A 16,293-nucleotide genomic window follows, 5' to 3' on the forward strand; every position below is an offset into this window, starting at 1 on the left:
GAAAAGCCTGGCGAATTGCTTTACCAAAAGAGAGACGTTATCACCCACCAGAAAAAGCCGGTGAAGTAAGGTAATTCTCCGTCGGCGTTCGCTATCAGAAGCTGTTACGACCAACGAATATTCCGTGAATGAACCTGTCTGAAAGTATAAGCAGAATGATCTATAGCTAAGAAAATTCTGTGTGCAAGCGTAACCAGCGCTATGTTAATATTTGCGCGCTTATTCAGCTCTCCTGCCGTGCGTAGTATTACCGGAACGCAGTATGACCCATAAATATCACCTGCATCATAATGTCGATGTGCTGCTTCTGCTGCGCCGCATCTGCCAGCTCGCCCTGGCGCTACTTGTTCTGCTGTTTCTTCATCCCCCTATTGCGCTGGCCGGGACAAAAGATGACAAAGCTAATCGTATCGTTAGCGGCATCATCAGTTTCACTCACTGGCAAAATTTAAACAGGCCGCCTGAATTATGTGTTTTTACTTCAGCACGCCATCTCTCTTTGCCGGAAAACAGCGCCGCTGCGGCCGCGACATTCACCGTTCTCTATCTTGCGGGTGCAGGTGATTCTGCAATGCATCGATGCGATGCCATTTATTTCGGCGATCAGACACCGCAGCAGCAGGTGGACATTATTGAGAAGCTGAAGGGAAGAGCGGTGCTTACCCTTGCAGAGAACAATGCGGAATGCACGCTGGGCGCCGCTTTTTGTCTGATTTTTCAACCGGACCATACGCATTTTTCCGTTAATCTCGATTCACTTGCCAGAAGCGGTGTCAGAGTGAATCCGGATGTGCTTTTGCTCTCCCGCGAGGGAAGTGAATGAAATGAAATTCGATAAACTAAAGCACGATAAATCATCCATCCGCAATAAACTGCGCAAAATAAGCACCATCAATTCGGCGGTGATATTACTGTTGTGCTGGCTGTTGCTCTCATCGACGTCGCTGCTTTTTATTAAAAATTATGAGAAACGAAACCTCGAATTAATCGGCTCGACGCTAAGTACCACGCTCACCGCGGCAACCGTTTTTGCCGATAGCTACGATGCACGTAATAAAATCGAACGGCTTGGCAATGAAGGCATGTACGCTTCTGCGAAGCTGGTTACACGGGATCAGCTGGTTCTGGTCCAGTGGAATGCACAGCGGGAACAGACGGGCTGGTTTTCGCGGTTGCTGCGTGAGTGGATTTATCACAAACCACTTAACGTCGAGATTCTTCATGCTGACGTGGCTGTTGGTACGCTAATGCTGGAAGGGACCGTAACCGGCGCGGTGAGTTTCCTTCAATACTCATTCATGATTCTCTCCATAGGGATGCTCTGCGTACTGATTATCTCGCTGATGCTGAGTGAGTTTCTGCATCGGGGTATGATTGCGACACTGCGTACCATTACCAGTTCGATTCACTATGTCATTCATTCGGGTGATTTTTCCCTGCGTATTCCGGGTGGCCCAATCAGAGAATTTCAGCTCTTTTCAGATGACCTCAACTCCCTGCTGATGGAAATGCAATCACTGAAGGCGTCGCTGATGCGTGACAATCGCTCGCTGGCAGCTAAAGCCCTGTCCGATCCGCTGACCGGTCTTGCCAACCGCAGCGCCTTCTCTGCTCGCCTGACACAGCGCCTTGACCAGCCAGACGATCACGAGCGCTTTGCGCTGTTGTTTCTGGATGGCGATCGCTTCAAGAGCATCAATGATAACTGGGGCCATGCCGCCGGGGATGAGGTATTAAAAGCGATAGGATCGCGTCTTTTATCGCTGGCGACTGAACAGGATGTAGTCGCACGATTAGGGGGCGATGAATTTGCCATGCTGGTCAACAGCCGGACGAGTGAGGCGCAGTTACAGCAGCTCATGCAGCGCATTAATGACACCATTGGGGAACGCATCCTTATTACGGATGACATGCCGGTTACAACTTCGGTGACTATTGGCTACGCCTGGTCACGACCTGGCGATACGGTTGAATCGATCCTCGAACGTGCCGATATGAATATGTACAAAAACAAGCGAATAAATAGGGCGTAAATATGAAGAAAAACCTTTCCCTGCTATTGGTTACTCTGGCGCTGGTCGGTTGTCAGTCGAAAGCGCGTTTTAGCGACGCGCAAATCGCAGCGATGAAAAGCGCCGGATTCACGCAGAACCTGGAAGGCTGGGGATTAGGCTTATCTGATAAGATCCTGTTTGGTGTAAATGAATCAGAGCTGACACCCTCGAGTAAGCTCACCATTCAGGGAATGGCGAAAAGTCTGGCGTCGACCGGTATTGAGCATGTGCGCATCGACGGGCATACCGATAATTACGGCAAGCCGGATTATAATCAGCAGCTGTCGTTGAAAAGAGCAAACGCGGTCGCGGCTCAGTGGGCGGAAGGCGCGGCGATACCGCGTGAAAATGTTATGACGCGTGGCCTGGGCATGAGTGCACCGGTTGCCAGCAACAATAGCGCGCAGGGACGTGCGCAGAACCGGCGCGTGGCTATTGTCATCACCGCGCCGTAATTATTCAGCGGCCGCGTAATTTTGCGGCCCGCATTAAACATAGCGGATCGCCTGATTACCTATAGCGGGAAGCGTCGCTGAAAAGGGGGGCGGGATAGGGACGTGCACGGTGGGATCCACCGTGCATTTTGCCTGTCAGCGATAAAAGGCTGGTCTGGCTGGCATAGCAACCGGCACGATCCCGCCAGACGTTTGCGCCACGACGCAGGCATCGGCGGCGACGGCAGCGGCATAGCCATCCCACGCGGAGGGACCGGTCATCTCGCCGCTGATGACGTTGTTGATAAAGGCCTGCAACTCCACGTCATACGCATCGATAAAGCGCTTTTTCCAGTCCGTCAGAATGGTGGTGGAGAGCTTAGCCGCGCTGCGTAGCTGCACAGAGACCGGCTCCGGCAGGCGGGCAATGCCGCTTTCACCCACTACTTCACACTGAATGTCGTAACCATATTCACAGTTCACGAAAATTTCGACATCAATGCGTGCGCCTTTGGTGGTCTCAAGCAGCACGATCTGCGGGTCACGCAGGTGGGACGACGCCTTACGGGTTTTACGCGGGAAGATCACCTGCACGCTGGCATAGTCATCATTCAGCAGCCAGCGCAGCACATCAAGTTCGTGGATCAGCGTGTCAGTGATCGCCATGTCGGTGGTGTAGCTGTCGCCCACTTCAGGATTACGGTGCGCGCAGTGCAGCATCAGCGGCTCACCAATCTCGCCGCTGTCGATCACCGCTTTTAGTGCGCGATAGCCGCTGTCGTAAGGGCGCATAAACCCGACCTGCACCAGCTGACGTCCTGCCTTAATTTCTGCTTCCACAATGTTCATACAGCCCTGCGCGGTGACCGCCAGCGGTTTTTCGCAGAATACTGCTTTACCCGCCTCAATACAGGCCAGCACAAAGGCTTCATGCGTCGGACCCCAGGAGGTAACCAGCACCGCGTTAACCTGTGGGTCGTTGATCAGATCAATCGCATTGTCATAAATGCGCGCTTCCGGCGTCAGTTCGTCAATAATCTGCTGGCAGTTGTCACGGTTGATATCGTTGAGTGCCACCACGCGCGCATTCTGTAAAACGGTACTGCAACGGCGGATATGTTCGCGGCCGATTGCGCCGGTGCCGATAACACCAATATTAATGGTCATAATGATTCCTTACGCTGAGTGGTTTAACAGCTGGATGCTGTTGCGAATTTCGCGGGTGATGTCCGCTTCCTGCCAGCTATTCATCACGGAGGAGAACGGCTCAAAGGCGTAAAGGCCGGTGTAGCCCATCTTCTCCAGGCGTTCGACCTGCTGTTTACTGCGCAATCTGTCATCTGCGCTGAGCATGATGCGCTCTTCGTCGGTCAGTTCGCTGACCGGGCGCGGGTCGGTGACGCCGGAGAGGTGAACCAGACCGATTTGCTGAATGTCGATTTCCTGCTCAAAAGTCTGTTCGGCCTCTTCAAACAGATGATGATGAAAGGTGTCGATCAGCAAGCGGAAAGGCACGGCCGCCTCGCGGATCAGCGTCTGCGCCTGAGTCGCCGAACGCAGCGAGCTTTGCGGGAAACCCAGCGGTTCCACCAGCCCCTGAATGCCTGCCTCAGCGAACAGCGGGGCCAGGGTTTTCAGCGCGCTTTCGCTGTCGGCAGCGCTGATGGGCGTGCCGTCGTTGAGCGGGCAGAGCACCAGCGATTCGGCGCCGACGGCCTGCGCATCGCTTAACAGCTGGCGGGCGCGTTGCAGCACCTCTTCATTCAGCTGGTTGAACGGGTAGAGCGCATTGATGGTAACAATCCGGATGCCTGACTCATGCGCCAGCGCTTTTACCTCATCGCCGCTGAGATCGTCGGTAACGCGTCCGCTGGGCATATCATTGCGCAGTTCGACATTATGAATACCGAGCTGGCTGACCAGTTTAAAAAACTGCGGGATACTCAGGCTGGGCGCTATTTTACGATTAACGCAAAAGCGCGCATTGGGAATATTCAGGCTCATAACGATTTCCTTAAATTATTGGTGAGGTGCTAAGGGCGGTCGGGTCGTCATGCCTCATGACACGGGCCGTTATTTATTTAACACAGAGCATGCAAAGGTTATTTTTTGCCGTTATAAAGCGCATAGAAATAGTGCTCGACCTGCTCAAGACTTCTTCCCCGGGTCTCGGGAATAAACTTCACAACAAATACAGAGCCGCCGATGCCAATCAGGGCGAATATAAAGAAGGCACCCGCCAGACCAAACGCGGCTAATAACAGCGGGAAGGCCATGGAGATGGCGAAATTGGCGATCCACAGTGAGAAGACTGCGCCACCCATACAGATGCCACGCATCCGGGCGGGGAAGATTTCCGACAGCAACAGCCAGGTGACCGGTGACAATGCGCCCTGCTGGAAGCAGAGAAACATCAACATGCCCGCCAGCACCAGATAAGCCCGCAGCAGGTTGACCGTGCCGTTGAGGTATTCCGGCATCAGCCAGCAGACCAGCCCGATAAAGAACAGGCAGCAGGTGCAGCCCATCTGACCGATTAATACCAGCGGGCGACGTCCCGTTTTGCCGATTAACCAGATACCCACCAGTGTCATCACTACCGAAATCACACCATTCGCAATGGTGGCAAACAGCGCGGCATCGTTGCTGAGTCCGGCTGCGGTCAGCATAGTAGGTGCGTAATACATAATGGTATTGACGCCAGTCAGCTGCTGAATCGCAGCGATGCCCACGCCCAGCAGGAAGATTTTCATCAGCCATGGCGTCGCGAGATCGCGCAGGCGGCCTTTACCTCGCTGCCGGTTCTCTTCGATGGTTTCTTCAATCTCTTCCAGTTCCCACTCCACATCTTCAGCGGCGCGGGTTTTTTCCAGCACCTCACGCGCTGCCTGACTGCGGCCTTTCATTACGTGCCAGCGCGGGGTTTCAGGCATAAATATCATGCCGATCCAGAGCAGAGCGGCGGGGACAATCGACAGCGCCAGCATCCAGCGCCAGGTATTTTCGCCGCCCCAGATATCGTTAAAGGTGGCGTTGGAGATATACGCCAGCAGCTGACCGCTGACGATCATCAGTTCCTGCAGGGTGACCAGCTGGCCACGTTTATTGGCGGGGGCGATTTCTGCGATGTAGACCGGCACGGTCGCGGCAGCACCGCCCACGGCAAAGCCCAGGAACAGGCGAGAAGCGATCATCCAGGTGACATCAGGCGCCAGCGCCGAGCCGACAGCGCCAAAGGCGAAGATCAGCGCCAGCGCAATGATGATGCGGCGTCTGCCCAGACCATCCGCCAGATGACCGGCAGCCAGCGCGCCGAAGGCGGCACCAAACAGCAGGGAGCTGGTGACCAGCCCGGTGGTAAACGGGGTAAGATGCAAATCGCCGCGCATAAACAGTAACGCGCCCGAAACCACGCCGGTGTCATAACCAAACAGCAATCCACCCAGGGTAGCAACCAGCGCAATAATCTTCACAAAAGGCTCGGTGCGGGTGGCGCTATTTGGACCGGAGGCCGGGTTCGACGAGATATAAAGTTCTTTTTCCATGAATACTCCTGGCAATAACAACAAAGACAAAACGTCAGAACATGAAGAAGCCATCACCCTACTGATATTTTTATTTCGGGTTAAATTATATTTGAAACTTAGTTTTCATTATGTGAGCTCAAGCCTTTCGCGTTTTTTATTTTGATGGGATTCCATCAAATCCCAAATAAGCCCTTTGAAGTTAAAGGGATTATTTGGGGGAATAACAGATTGGGGGTATTTCAGACGGGGCAGAACAGTCAGGAATGCACGGCGGCAAAAAGAAAATAAAAAGGGTCAGGATGAAACATCCCAACCGCAGTCAAAAAAACAGGCCGGTGTCAGCGAATGGCCAGGGCGTTTAGCGCTGATAATAGCGCGTCCACTTTTGGCAGGAACTGTTTGCGGCGTGGCCACACCACGCTCAGCGTCAGCCCGTCGGGCTGTAACTGCGGCATAATAATTTCCAGTTCACTGGCGGCCACGGCGCGCTGAATCAACCATGAGGGCATCTGCGCGACACCCAGCCCGGCAATGACTGCCTGAAGCTGTGCATCGACGTCGCCCAGCGCCAGCCGGTAGGGCACGTCGCGCCAGTGGGGCTGTCCATCTTCGGTGGTAAATAGCCAGGGTTTGGTTGTGCCATCCACACGCTCATAAAGAATGGCGGGATGGTTCAGCAGCGCTGCTTCATTTTCAGGACGGCCTTCCCGGGCCAGATAAGCGGGAGAGGCACAGAACTGCATCTTCTCGCGACCCATGTTACGCCAGCCCAGCGACGCGGGAAGGTCGGGTGCACCGCCGATCCGCACCGCCACATCCACGCCTTCCTCAAACAGGTCAACAAAGCGATCGGACAAACTCAGGCTCAGTGCCAGCTCTGGATTTTGCTGGCAGAAGGGCATCAGCAGCGGCATGACGTTGAGGCGGCCATAGGTGGTGGGCACCGCCAGACGCAGCCGGCCGGAAGGAATGGTGCGCTGAGCCGCCAGTACCGCCTCGGCTTCGGCCAGATCCTCCAGCACCCGCAGACAGGTCTGATAATAGGCGCTGCCCGCGTCGGTCAGATTCAGGCTACGCGTGGTGCGCTCCAGCAGCCGCGAGCCTAAGCGCGCTTCCAGTCGGCTGATGCTCTTGCTGACCGCCGAGCCGGTCACGTGCAGACGTTCAGCCGCGGCGGTAAAGCTGCCACACTCCACGCTGGCGACAAACGGGAGAATATCTTTAAGGCGATGATCGTGCATCGATTAGTGAACTCAGGTTGAGAATGCTGTGAATAAATGCCAGAGATAAGAACTGAATTCTCTATTAGGCTTAGCATTACGCAAAACGAGGAGAAATCAAATGAAAAAGCACGCTTTGATTGTGGGCATCAGCGGCGTTATTGGTCGCGCACTGGCAGATAAATTACAGCAGGAAGGCTGGCAGGTCAGTGGCCTGTCACGCGGACGTGGTGCCGTACCTGAAGGCGCAACCAGCCTGACAGCCGATCTGACCGATGCAGAGGCTGTCCGTGAAGCACTGAAAGAGGTAAAACCGGATGCGCTGTTTTTCAGCGTCTGGGCGCGTCAGGAAAATGAGAAAGAGAATATCCGCGTCAACGGCGGCATGGTTCGCAATGTGATTGAAGCACTCGGTGAACGCCTCAAAGGTTCGCACGTCGCGCTGGTGACCGGACTGAAGCACTATCTGGGTCCGTTTGAAGCCTACGGTAAAGGCGCCGTGCCGGTTACGCCGTTCCGTGAGGAGCAGGGGCGTCAGCCGGTCGATAACTTTTATTATGCGCAGGAAGATGAAGTGTTCGCGGGCGCAGATAAGTATGACTATCGCTGGAGCGTGCACCGTCCGCATACCATCATCGGCTATGCCGTAGGCAATGCGATGAACATGGGACAGACGCTGGCGGTTTATGCGACGCTGTGCAAAGAGAAGGGCTGGCCGTTTATCTTCCCGGGTTCGCCAGAGCAGTGGAATGGTGTCGCTGATATGACCGATGCGGGTCTGCTGGCCGAGCAATTGCATTGGGCGGCAACGTCACCAAACGCCGCTAATCAGGATTTCAACGCGGTAAATGGCGATGTGTTCCGCTGGAACTGGATGTGGCCAAAACTGGCTGACTATTTCGGTATCGAAGCTGCAGACTACCCGGCGAAGATGATGCCGCTGGAAGATCGCATGCAGGAAGCTGAGAGCGCATGGCGGGCAATAGCAGAGCAGCATCAGCTGCGTGAGGCCGATGTGACTAAGCTGGCCTCGTGGTGGCATACCGATGCCGACCTGGGTCGTCCGATGGAAGCCTTTACCGACATGAGTAAGAGCCGCAAAGCGGGCTTTACCGGCTATCGCAGTACGCTGGACTCCTTTACACAGCTGTTTGATAAGCTGAAAGCGGAAAAAGTCATCCCGAAATAAACCCAGCAGGCGCCGCATCAGGCGCCTGTTTCGTTTCTGGCAGATAGCTATACTCTGACACCTAATCAGTGAATGGAGGAGTGAATCCTATGGCGACATGTTTCATTATCGGGGCGGCAGGTAAGGTTGGCCAAAAGCTGACCCGTCAGCTGAGCAACAAAGGCCACACTGTCACGGCAATGCACCGCAAGCCGGAACAGGCTGAGTCCCTGCAGGCCGCAGGCGCTAAGCCTGTCGCGGGCGATATTCAGCAGCTGAGCGTGACGGCGCTGGCAGAGCTGATGGCCGGTCACGACGTGGCGGTCTTTACAGCGGGTGCGGGCGGTGCCGGTATCGCGCTGACCAATGCCATTGACGGTGAAGGGCTGAAGCTGGCAGTCGCCGCCGCAGAGCAGGCTGGCGTGTCGCGCTTTATGCTGGTATCCGCTTTTCCGGATGCGGGCCGCGGTAAAACGCCGTCTGAGGGATTTGAGAACTATATGCGGGTGAAACGCCTGGCGGATGTGGAACTGGTGGCGAGCAAGCTGGAGTGGGTGATCCTGCGGCCTGGCACGCTGACCGATGAGGCTGGTACGGGTCGGGTGCATGCAGATCTGGCGATCCCCTATGGTGAGATCCCGCGCGAAGATGTGGCGGCGACGCTGGTCGGTCTGATTGAGAATCCGGCGATTAAGTATCAGATTATCGAACTCACCAAAGGTGAGGTGCAGATCGATATGGCGTTGCAGCGGTTGCAGCGCGGTTAACAGGGTCCGATAGCGGCGCTTTAGTTTACCTGGGAAGGTAGGGCTGGGTTAGCGTTTTGATCGAGGCTGCTCAGGAAACGCGGTCAGATCGGAAAGACGCAAAAGCCGCCATCCATGGCACGCTCGGCCCGCGCCGTCCTGGCGCGGGACGCTTTCCTCCTCTGACCGTGTTTCCTGCGCGTTAAGCTAAGGTGTTGCTGTCAGATTTATGCTGCTTTCATTGTCGCTATGCGCCGGGCTAAAAAGTTGCTGCTGTATTTATATTGAGTCGGGATTCCGTTCCCTGCGCATGCTTACTCTTACAGCCATCCGCTCCTTAAATCTGTCAGTCCGCATCACAAAAAAGCCCCGAGACCGGGGCTTTTTTCTTATCTGACGCAGCTTTTACTTCACGCATTTCGCGCAGTGCGCGCGCTCAATGTGCTGGAAGAAGTCGTTACCTTTGTCATCGACCAGGATAAAGGCAGGGAAGTTCTCCACCTCGATTTTCCAGATCGCTTCCATTCCCAGCTCCGGATACTCCACGCATTCCAGACTTTTGATGCTCTGCTGCGCCAGCACCGCGGCCGGGCCACCGATGCTGCCCAGATAGAAGCCGCCATGTTTATGACAGGCATCCGTCACCTGCTGGCTGCGGTTGCCTTTTGCCAGCATGATTTTGCTGCCGCCGTGAGCCTGCAGCAGATCGACGTAGGAGTCCATGCGGCCTGCGGTGGTCGGGCCGAGTGAACCAGACGCATAACCTTCGGGCGTTTTGGCCGGACCGGCGTAATAGACCGGATGATCCTTAATATACTGCGGTAATCCTTCGCCGTTATCGATGCGCTCTTTGAGTTTGGCATGAGCAATGTCACGCGCCACGATAATGGTGCCGGTCAGTGACAGGCGGGTAGAGACCGGATACGCAGAAAGCTGCGCCAGAATCTGCTCCATTGGACGGTTAAGATCAACCTGCAACACCTCACCTTCACCCTGCTGACGCAGCGCTTCCGGGATCAGGCGACCTGGGTTGGCTTCCAGCTTTTCAATCCAGATACCTTCGCGGTTAATCTTCGCTTTAATATTACGGTCAGCCGAGCAGGAGACGCCCATGCCGATCGGGCATGACGCGCCGTGACGCGGCAGACGCACCACGCGGATGTCGTGCGCGAAATATTTGCCGCCAAACTGCGCGCCAAGGCCGAGCTGCTGCGCCGCTTCCAGCAGCTCCTGCTCAAGCTGAACGTCACGGAAAGCCTGACCGTGCTCGTTGCCTTCAGTCGGTAAGCCGTCGTAATAGTGCGTCGAGGCGAGCTTAACGGTTTTCAGGGTGCTTTCAGCCGAGGTGCCGCCGATAACAAACGCAATATGGTAAGGCGGGCAGGCTGCGGTGCCGAGGGTACGCATCTTATCCACCAGGTAATTTTTCAGCTTGCCGGGGCTCAGCAGCGCTTTGGTTTCCTGATAGAGATAGGTTTTGTTAGCGGAGCCGCCACCTTTGGCGATACAGAGGAATTTATACTCATCGCCATCGACGCTGTAGAGGTCGATCTGCGCCGGCAGGTTAGTGCCGGTGTTCACCTCTTTGTACATATCCAGCGCGGCATTCTGTGAATAGCGCAGGTTATCTTCGATGTAGGTGTTGTAGATACCCTGTGACAGCGCGGCCTCGTCGCCACCGCCGGTCCAGACGCGCTGGCCTTTTTTGCCCATGATGATCGCGGTGCCGGTATCCTGACAGGTCGGCAGCACGCCTTTGGCGGCAATTTCAGAGTTTCTTAAAAACTGCAGGGCGACATATTTGTCATTGTCGCTGGCTTCCGGGTCATTAAGGATAGAAGCCACCTGCTGCTGGTGGGCCGGACGCAGCATGAAAGAGGCGTCGTGGAACGCCTGCTGGCTCAGCAAGGTCAGCGCCTGCGGGTCGACTTTAAGGATCTCCTGACCCTCAAACTCGGCGACCGAGACATGCTCCCGAGTCAGCAAGTAGTATTCAGTATCTTCGTGGGACAGCGGAAAAGGGTTCTGATAGACAAAAGGTTTGTTCGACATTTTTTCTCACTTAATGACCGGCTGAACCTCCGCGGGCAGGCTGCGGGGCGCAACATCATAGGCGAATTCATTGTTTATTATGCTTCCCCGCTGCGGGTGCAGCGGGGAAGTGAAGGAATGGTATCTTATAACGCGTTGATCTGCATGTTGTATCCGTCAGAACATCCACACCATCCACGGATAAGCAATCACCATCATAGAGACCAGGAAGATGGCACCGAAGATGGTACCCAGACGCCAGTAATCTTTTGTCGGCAGATAACCGCTGCCGTAATAAATCGGGCTTGGGCCAGTACCGTAGGGCGTGATGATGCCCATCACACCCAGAGAGGTACACAGCATCAGGCAGAAGACTGGCATATTGATGCCCGGGATTGACGCTGCAATGGTCAGCATGGCCGGTAACAGGGCAGTAGTATGTGCCGTGGTACTGGCAAACAGGTAGTGGAGCAGGAAGAAGGCGATTAATAGCACCACGGCTGAAATCTGTGGGTCATAGCCCTGCAGCAGCATGCCTCCCTCTTTACCTAGCCAGGCGATGAAGCCGACGCGGGCCAGGCCATCAGCCAGCGCCACCAGCGTTGCGAACCAGGCGAATGTATTCCAGGCCGGCTTGTTGCTGGTAATGTCGTTCCAGTTCAGGACGCCGGTCCACAGCATCAGTACCACCACCAGCAGCGCAGCCATCGCAGGTTCAATCCACGAGGTGGCGAAGATCCACATCAGCAGGGCACAGACTACAAACACCAGCAGCAGGATTTCATTGCGTGTCAGGCGGCCCAGTTTCTCCAGTTCAGCGATAGCCCATTTCGGCACTTCATCATTGATTTTGACTTCTGGCGGATAGAACCAGTAAGCCAGCAGCGGCATGGTCAGAATCAGCAGCACGCCCAGCGGCAGGAAGGCCAGGAACCACATACCCCATGAGATATCAAAACCGATGATGCTTTTCACCAGCGCCAGTGCCAGCAGGTTAGGTGCCAGCGCTGAGAGGAACATCGAACTGGTGATACAGGCTGCGGTGATCGCGACCCACATCAGATACGAACCGATCTTACGGGCGCTCGGGTCGTTGGGTTTAGAGCCGTAAAGCGGAGGCAGGTTAGCGATAATCGGATAGATAGTACCGCCACTGCGCGCGGTGTTTGAGGGGGTAAACGGTGCCAGAAGCAGGTCAGCGAAGGTAATGGCATAGCCCAGCGTCAGGCTGCGGCGACCCAGATATTTCACCAGAATCAGGGCCAGACGACGACCAAACTGCGTCTTGTCATACCCGGCGGCGAACATAAAGGCACCGAAGATGAGCCAGACCGTGGAGTTACCGAAACCGCTGACCGCCCACTTAAAGGACTCACTGGCGACTTTGAATTTCGGGTTAGCCAGTTCCTCCGGGCTGAAGAGGACAAACTGACTGAACAGCGCGATGGCCACGACGCCGGTCAGGCCGATAACGGCACCGGGCAGCGGCTCAAAGATCAATCCGACAATCACGCCGACAAAGATGGCGAAGAAGTGCCAGGCATAGGGTTCGAGACCGGCCGGTGTTGGCACCAGCAACAGCAACACAGCAACGATGACTGGCAGAGCCAGCATGATAGCTTTCTTTTTACCCGCCGCCGCAGGGGCAGCTTTAGGGGGTTCAGTTACAGCTGAGAGTGGTTTCATAGTATTTTATCTGCACGTTGAGAAGAATGCGATTTGCGCCCCGGACCTTCACTGATGACTTTCTTATTTATTCTTAATAATGTGAATAAACCGCGATGCAATGATTTTATCAATCTGCTGCTGGACTATTGAGCAGCATTTTTAAATCCATGTAAATATGATGCGATTTTTGCAAATATAGATTTTGATCCAGATCAAAGAAATTTATTCATTATTCCCCCGTTTTTAACATTTATTTTTTATTTATATTTTTGACATCGACATTCTGACAGTTTTGTGAAGCTGATCGACAAATCATGGGAAGGCCCCGGTCGACGCATTCATCTTAACACTATGATCATAAAGGTTAAATTATTTATGTAAATCAATGGTTGATTTTTAGTTACCCATGGTTAACAATTAATATAACTACACTTCCTGAATTCAGCAAATAAAAACTCTGAATCGTTTAAAAGTTAAAAAAGTAAATTTATCACTTATGAAAGCAAAGATAAGGGTATATTAGACGCATGACATCGGACCACTTAATAAAGCGATAATTTGCGTCCGCTAAAAAATTTCCAGACTTTTAAATCTTGGAGTTTATCGCAATGAAATCTCTCACCCCCATCCTTAATCCACTTACCCTGCCTGGCGGCGCTGTGTTAAAAAACCGACTGGTGATGGCCCCCATGACCACCTGTACCGGTTTTTATGACGGAACGGTCACCAGCGAACTGGTCGAGTATTACCGCGCACGTGCAGGCAGCATCGGAACTGTGATCGTTGAGTGCTGCTTTATTGATAACCGCGGCCCGGCGTTTCCGGGTGCCATTGCTATCGACAGTGACAACAAAATTCCTGGTCTGAAACGCATCGCGGACGCGATTAAATCGGAAGGCTCCACGGCCATTCTGCAGATCTATCACGGTGGCCGCATGGTCGAGCCGGAACTCATCGGCGGGAAAACACCGGTTGCGCCGAGCGCCATTGCCGCACCACGCGAAGGTGCCACTCAACCGCTGGCGCTGAGCGCTGAAGAAGTCGAAACCATGATCACCAAATTTGGTGATGCGGTGAACCGTGCTATTAAGGCCGGTTTCGACGGCGTCGAAATTCATGGTGCGAACACCTATCTGATTCAGCAGTTCTATTCTCCGAATTCTAACCAGCGCGATGACAAGTGGGGCGGCAGCCGCGATAACCGCGCGCGCTTCCCGCTGGAAGTGCTGGAAATCACTCACAAAATGGCGGAGCGCTTCGCCCATAACTCGTTCATCATCGGCTATCGCTTCTCGCCAGAAGAGATCGAAGTGCCCGGCATCCGCTTTGACGACACCCTCTATCTGCTGGAAAAACTGGCCGCGCGCGGACTCGATTATGTTCACTTCTCTGTCGGCCAGCTGCTGCGCCCGTCCATTGTCGATACGCAGGACCCGACGCCGCTGATCGAGAAATTCGTTGCGATGCGCTCGCCAGTGCTGGCAAAAGTGCCGGTGATTGGTGTCGGCGGCGTGGTGAATAAAGCCGACGCCGAACTGGCGCTGGAAAAAGGCTATGACCTGGTGGCCATTGGTAAAGCCTGTATCGCCTATCCGAACTGGGCTGACCGCATCATCAATAACGAACATCTCGAACTCTACATCGACAGCAATAAACGCGAAGAGCTGCAGATCCCGGAACCGCTGTGGCGCTTCTCGCTGGTCGACGCGATGATCCGCGACATGAGCGAATCGGGCCGTAAATACAAAGCGGGTGTTTATCAGGAGAAAGTGGAAGCCGAAGCGCTGAAGCTGAAAATCAACGTCACACTGGATACCGACCGTATTACCGACATCTCGCTGGTGCCGGACGATACGCTGGATGTGGACTTCACCACCACCTTTGAAAGCCTGCGTAACCGTATTCTGGTGGCGAACAGCCCACATGTTGATGCGATTACCGGCGCGACCACCCAGAGTGAAGCGCTGAAAAAAGCGGTTTCCCGTGCGCTGACCACCTCCAGCAAAGAGCATGTGATTGAAGAGGGCGGTAACCCTAATGCCCCACAGAATTACGATGTGGTGATTGTGGGCAGCGGCGGTGCCGGTCTGGCGGCGGCGATTCAGGCGCACGATGAAGGCGCACGTGTGGTTATCATCGAGAAGATGCCGACCATTGGCGGCAATACCATCAAAGCGTCTGTGGGTATGAACGCCGCCGAAACCCGTTTCCAGAAACTCAAAGGCATCGAAGACAGCAAAGAGCTGTTCTACGAGGAGACGCTCAAAGGCGGCCAGTTCAAAAACAACCCGGTATTGCTGCGCGAGTTTGTGGACCTGGCGCCTGAGGCGATTGAGTGGCTGGCGAATCACGGCATTGAACTGAATGACATCACTATTACCGGTGGGATGAGCATCGACCGTACTCACCGTCCGGCTGACCGTTCAGCGGTAGGTGGCTTCCTGATCAGCGGCCTGGTGAAAAATATCAACAGCCGCAACATCGAAGTGCTGCTGGAAACCTCTGTTGCAGAAATTCTTTATGAGAACGGTGCTGTAACGGGTGTGAAAGTGGTCGATGAATACAACGACAGCCGTATCCTTAACGCCAGAAGCGTCATTGTAGCGACCGGCGGATTCAGTGCGAACCGTGAGCTGGTGGTGAAATATCGCCCTGAACTTGATGGCTTTGTCACCACCAACCACAAAGGTGCGACCGGTAGCGGTATTGCGATGCTGGAGAAAATTGGTGCCGGAACGGTGGATATGGGGGAAATTCAGATTCACCCGACTGTTGAGCAGACCACCTCTTATCTGGTCTCTGAATCGATTCGCGGCGGCGGCGCTATTCTGGTCAGTCAGGCCGGCAAGCGTTTCTACAACGAGATGGAGACCCGCGACAAAGTCTCAGCGCAGATTATTGCCCTGCCAGAGAAGAGTGCCTGGATTGTGTTTGACGAGCAGGTGCGCATGAATAACAAAGCGGCTGACGAGTACATCGCCAAGGGCTTTGTGGTCAGCGCGCCAACCGTGGCGGAACTGGCGGTGAAACTCAACATGAGTGAGCATCACACGCTGGAAGCGACGCTGGCACGTTACAATAACTTCGTAATAATGCAGAAAGACGAAGACTTTGGTCGCCAGACCGCGCTGCGTCATCCGCTGAGCGAAGCGCCATTCTATGCGATTCGTGTTGCACCAGGCGTGCACCACACCATGGGCGGTGTCACCATTGATACCACCACCGCGGTGCTGGACAGCCAGAAACAGGTGATTAACGGTGCCTGGGCATGTGGCGAGGTGGTTGGCGGCATTCATGGCGCGAACCGTATTGGCGGTAACGCCGTTGCAGATATCATTATCTTCGGTATCCTGGCCGGCGGTAACGCCGCCGCCTACGCCCGACGTTAACGGCAGTCTCCGGCATCCGCCTCCTGCGGGTGCCGGTTTTCCCCTTTAAAGCAGAG

12 protein-coding genes are annotated in these 16,293 nt (G+C 54.6%); 6 read left to right on the forward strand and 6 right to left on the reverse strand.

The genetic code is table 11. The features are described 5' to 3' along the window. Positions 1 to 262 precede the first annotated feature (262 nt). Genes ACTJKZ_RS11185 through ACTJKZ_RS11195 form a run of 3 tightly spaced genes read left to right on the forward strand, consistent with a single transcriptional unit; the run spans position 263 to position 2,509 of the window. Entirely contained in the window at positions 263 to 823 is a 561-nt protein-coding gene (locus ACTJKZ_RS11185; RefSeq protein ID WP_253417706.1) for a YfiR family protein, read from the forward strand. Between the two features lies 1 nt (position 824). After that, positions 825 to 2,033 carry a diguanylate cyclase domain-containing protein gene (locus tag ACTJKZ_RS11190; RefSeq protein WP_222925806.1) on the forward strand — a complete coding sequence of 403 codons (1,209 nt, stop codon included), beginning with the start codon at positions 825 to 827 and terminating at the stop codon, positions 2,031 to 2,033. A gap of 2 nt (positions 2,034 to 2,035) precedes the next feature. Continuing rightward, positions 2,036 to 2,509, forward strand: coding sequence for an OmpA family protein (locus ACTJKZ_RS11195; protein ID WP_253418282.1), 474 nt, complete (start codon positions 2,036 to 2,038; stop codon positions 2,507 to 2,509). Positions 2,510 to 2,644: 135 nt separating this feature from the next. On the opposite strand, the gene ACTJKZ_RS11200 is transcribed toward ACTJKZ_RS11195, so the two are convergent. From ACTJKZ_RS11200 to ACTJKZ_RS11215, 4 genes are all read right to left on the reverse strand, one after another. Beyond that, the gene (locus ACTJKZ_RS11200) at positions 2,645 to 3,655 is read right to left on the reverse strand and encodes a Gfo/Idh/MocA family protein (protein ID WP_440829583.1); all 1,011 of its coding nucleotides are present in this window, start codon (positions 3,653 to 3,655) and stop codon (positions 2,645 to 2,647) included. 9 nt (positions 3,656 to 3,664) lie between these two features. Continuing rightward, entirely contained in the window at positions 3,665 to 4,492 is an 828-nt protein-coding gene (locus tag ACTJKZ_RS11205; RefSeq protein ID WP_285088712.1) for a TIM barrel protein, read from the reverse strand. Between the two features lie 98 nt (positions 4,493 to 4,590). Continuing rightward, the gene (locus tag ACTJKZ_RS11210; RefSeq protein WP_161736163.1) at positions 4,591 to 6,033 is read right to left on the reverse strand and encodes a sugar porter family MFS transporter; all 1,443 of its coding nucleotides are present in this window, start codon (positions 6,031 to 6,033) and stop codon (positions 4,591 to 4,593) included. Positions 6,034 to 6,353: 320 nt separating this feature from the next. After that, positions 6,354 to 7,256 (reverse strand): LysR family transcriptional regulator, encoded by a 903-nt coding sequence (locus ACTJKZ_RS11215; protein ID WP_260058484.1) that lies wholly within the window; start codon positions 7,254 to 7,256, stop codon positions 6,354 to 6,356. A gap of 100 nt (positions 7,257 to 7,356) precedes the next feature. Here ACTJKZ_RS11215 and ACTJKZ_RS11220 point away from each other — a divergent pair, with 100 nt between their 5' ends. Then, a complete protein-coding gene (locus ACTJKZ_RS11220; protein WP_222925802.1) occupies positions 7,357 to 8,424 on the forward strand; it encodes an SDR family oxidoreductase in 1,068 nt (355 codons plus the stop codon). 89 nt (positions 8,425 to 8,513) lie between these two features. Next, a complete protein-coding gene (locus ACTJKZ_RS11225; protein ID WP_222925801.1) occupies positions 8,514 to 9,170 on the forward strand; it encodes an NAD(P)-binding oxidoreductase in 657 nt (218 codons plus the stop codon). A gap of 384 nt (positions 9,171 to 9,554) precedes the next feature. Here ACTJKZ_RS11225 and fumA read toward each other — a convergent pair whose 3' ends face one another. Together fumA and ACTJKZ_RS11235 are read right to left on the reverse strand one after the other, a co-directional pair. Beyond that, positions 9,555 to 11,201 carry a class I fumarate hydratase FumA gene (gene fumA, locus ACTJKZ_RS11230; protein WP_222925866.1) on the reverse strand — a complete coding sequence of 549 codons (1,647 nt, stop codon included), beginning with the start codon at positions 11,199 to 11,201 and terminating at the stop codon, positions 9,555 to 9,557. A gap of 156 nt (positions 11,202 to 11,357) precedes the next feature. Continuing rightward, the gene (locus tag ACTJKZ_RS11235; protein ID WP_161736158.1) at positions 11,358 to 12,866 is read right to left on the reverse strand and encodes an anion permease; all 1,509 of its coding nucleotides are present in this window, start codon (positions 12,864 to 12,866) and stop codon (positions 11,358 to 11,360) included. A gap of 590 nt (positions 12,867 to 13,456) precedes the next feature. On the opposite strand from ACTJKZ_RS11235, the gene ACTJKZ_RS11240 reads away from it, so the two are divergent. Next, positions 13,457 to 16,237 carry a flavocytochrome c gene (locus ACTJKZ_RS11240; protein ID WP_161736157.1) on the forward strand — a complete coding sequence of 927 codons (2,781 nt, stop codon included), beginning with the start codon at positions 13,457 to 13,459 and terminating at the stop codon, positions 16,235 to 16,237. Positions 16,238 to 16,293: the final 56 nt, after the last annotated feature.

Origin of the sequence: Pantoea sp. 22096 (assembly GCF_052045955.1) — a bacterium.
Lineage (GTDB): Bacteria > Pseudomonadota > Gammaproteobacteria > Enterobacterales > Enterobacteriaceae > Pantoea > Pantoea alfalfae.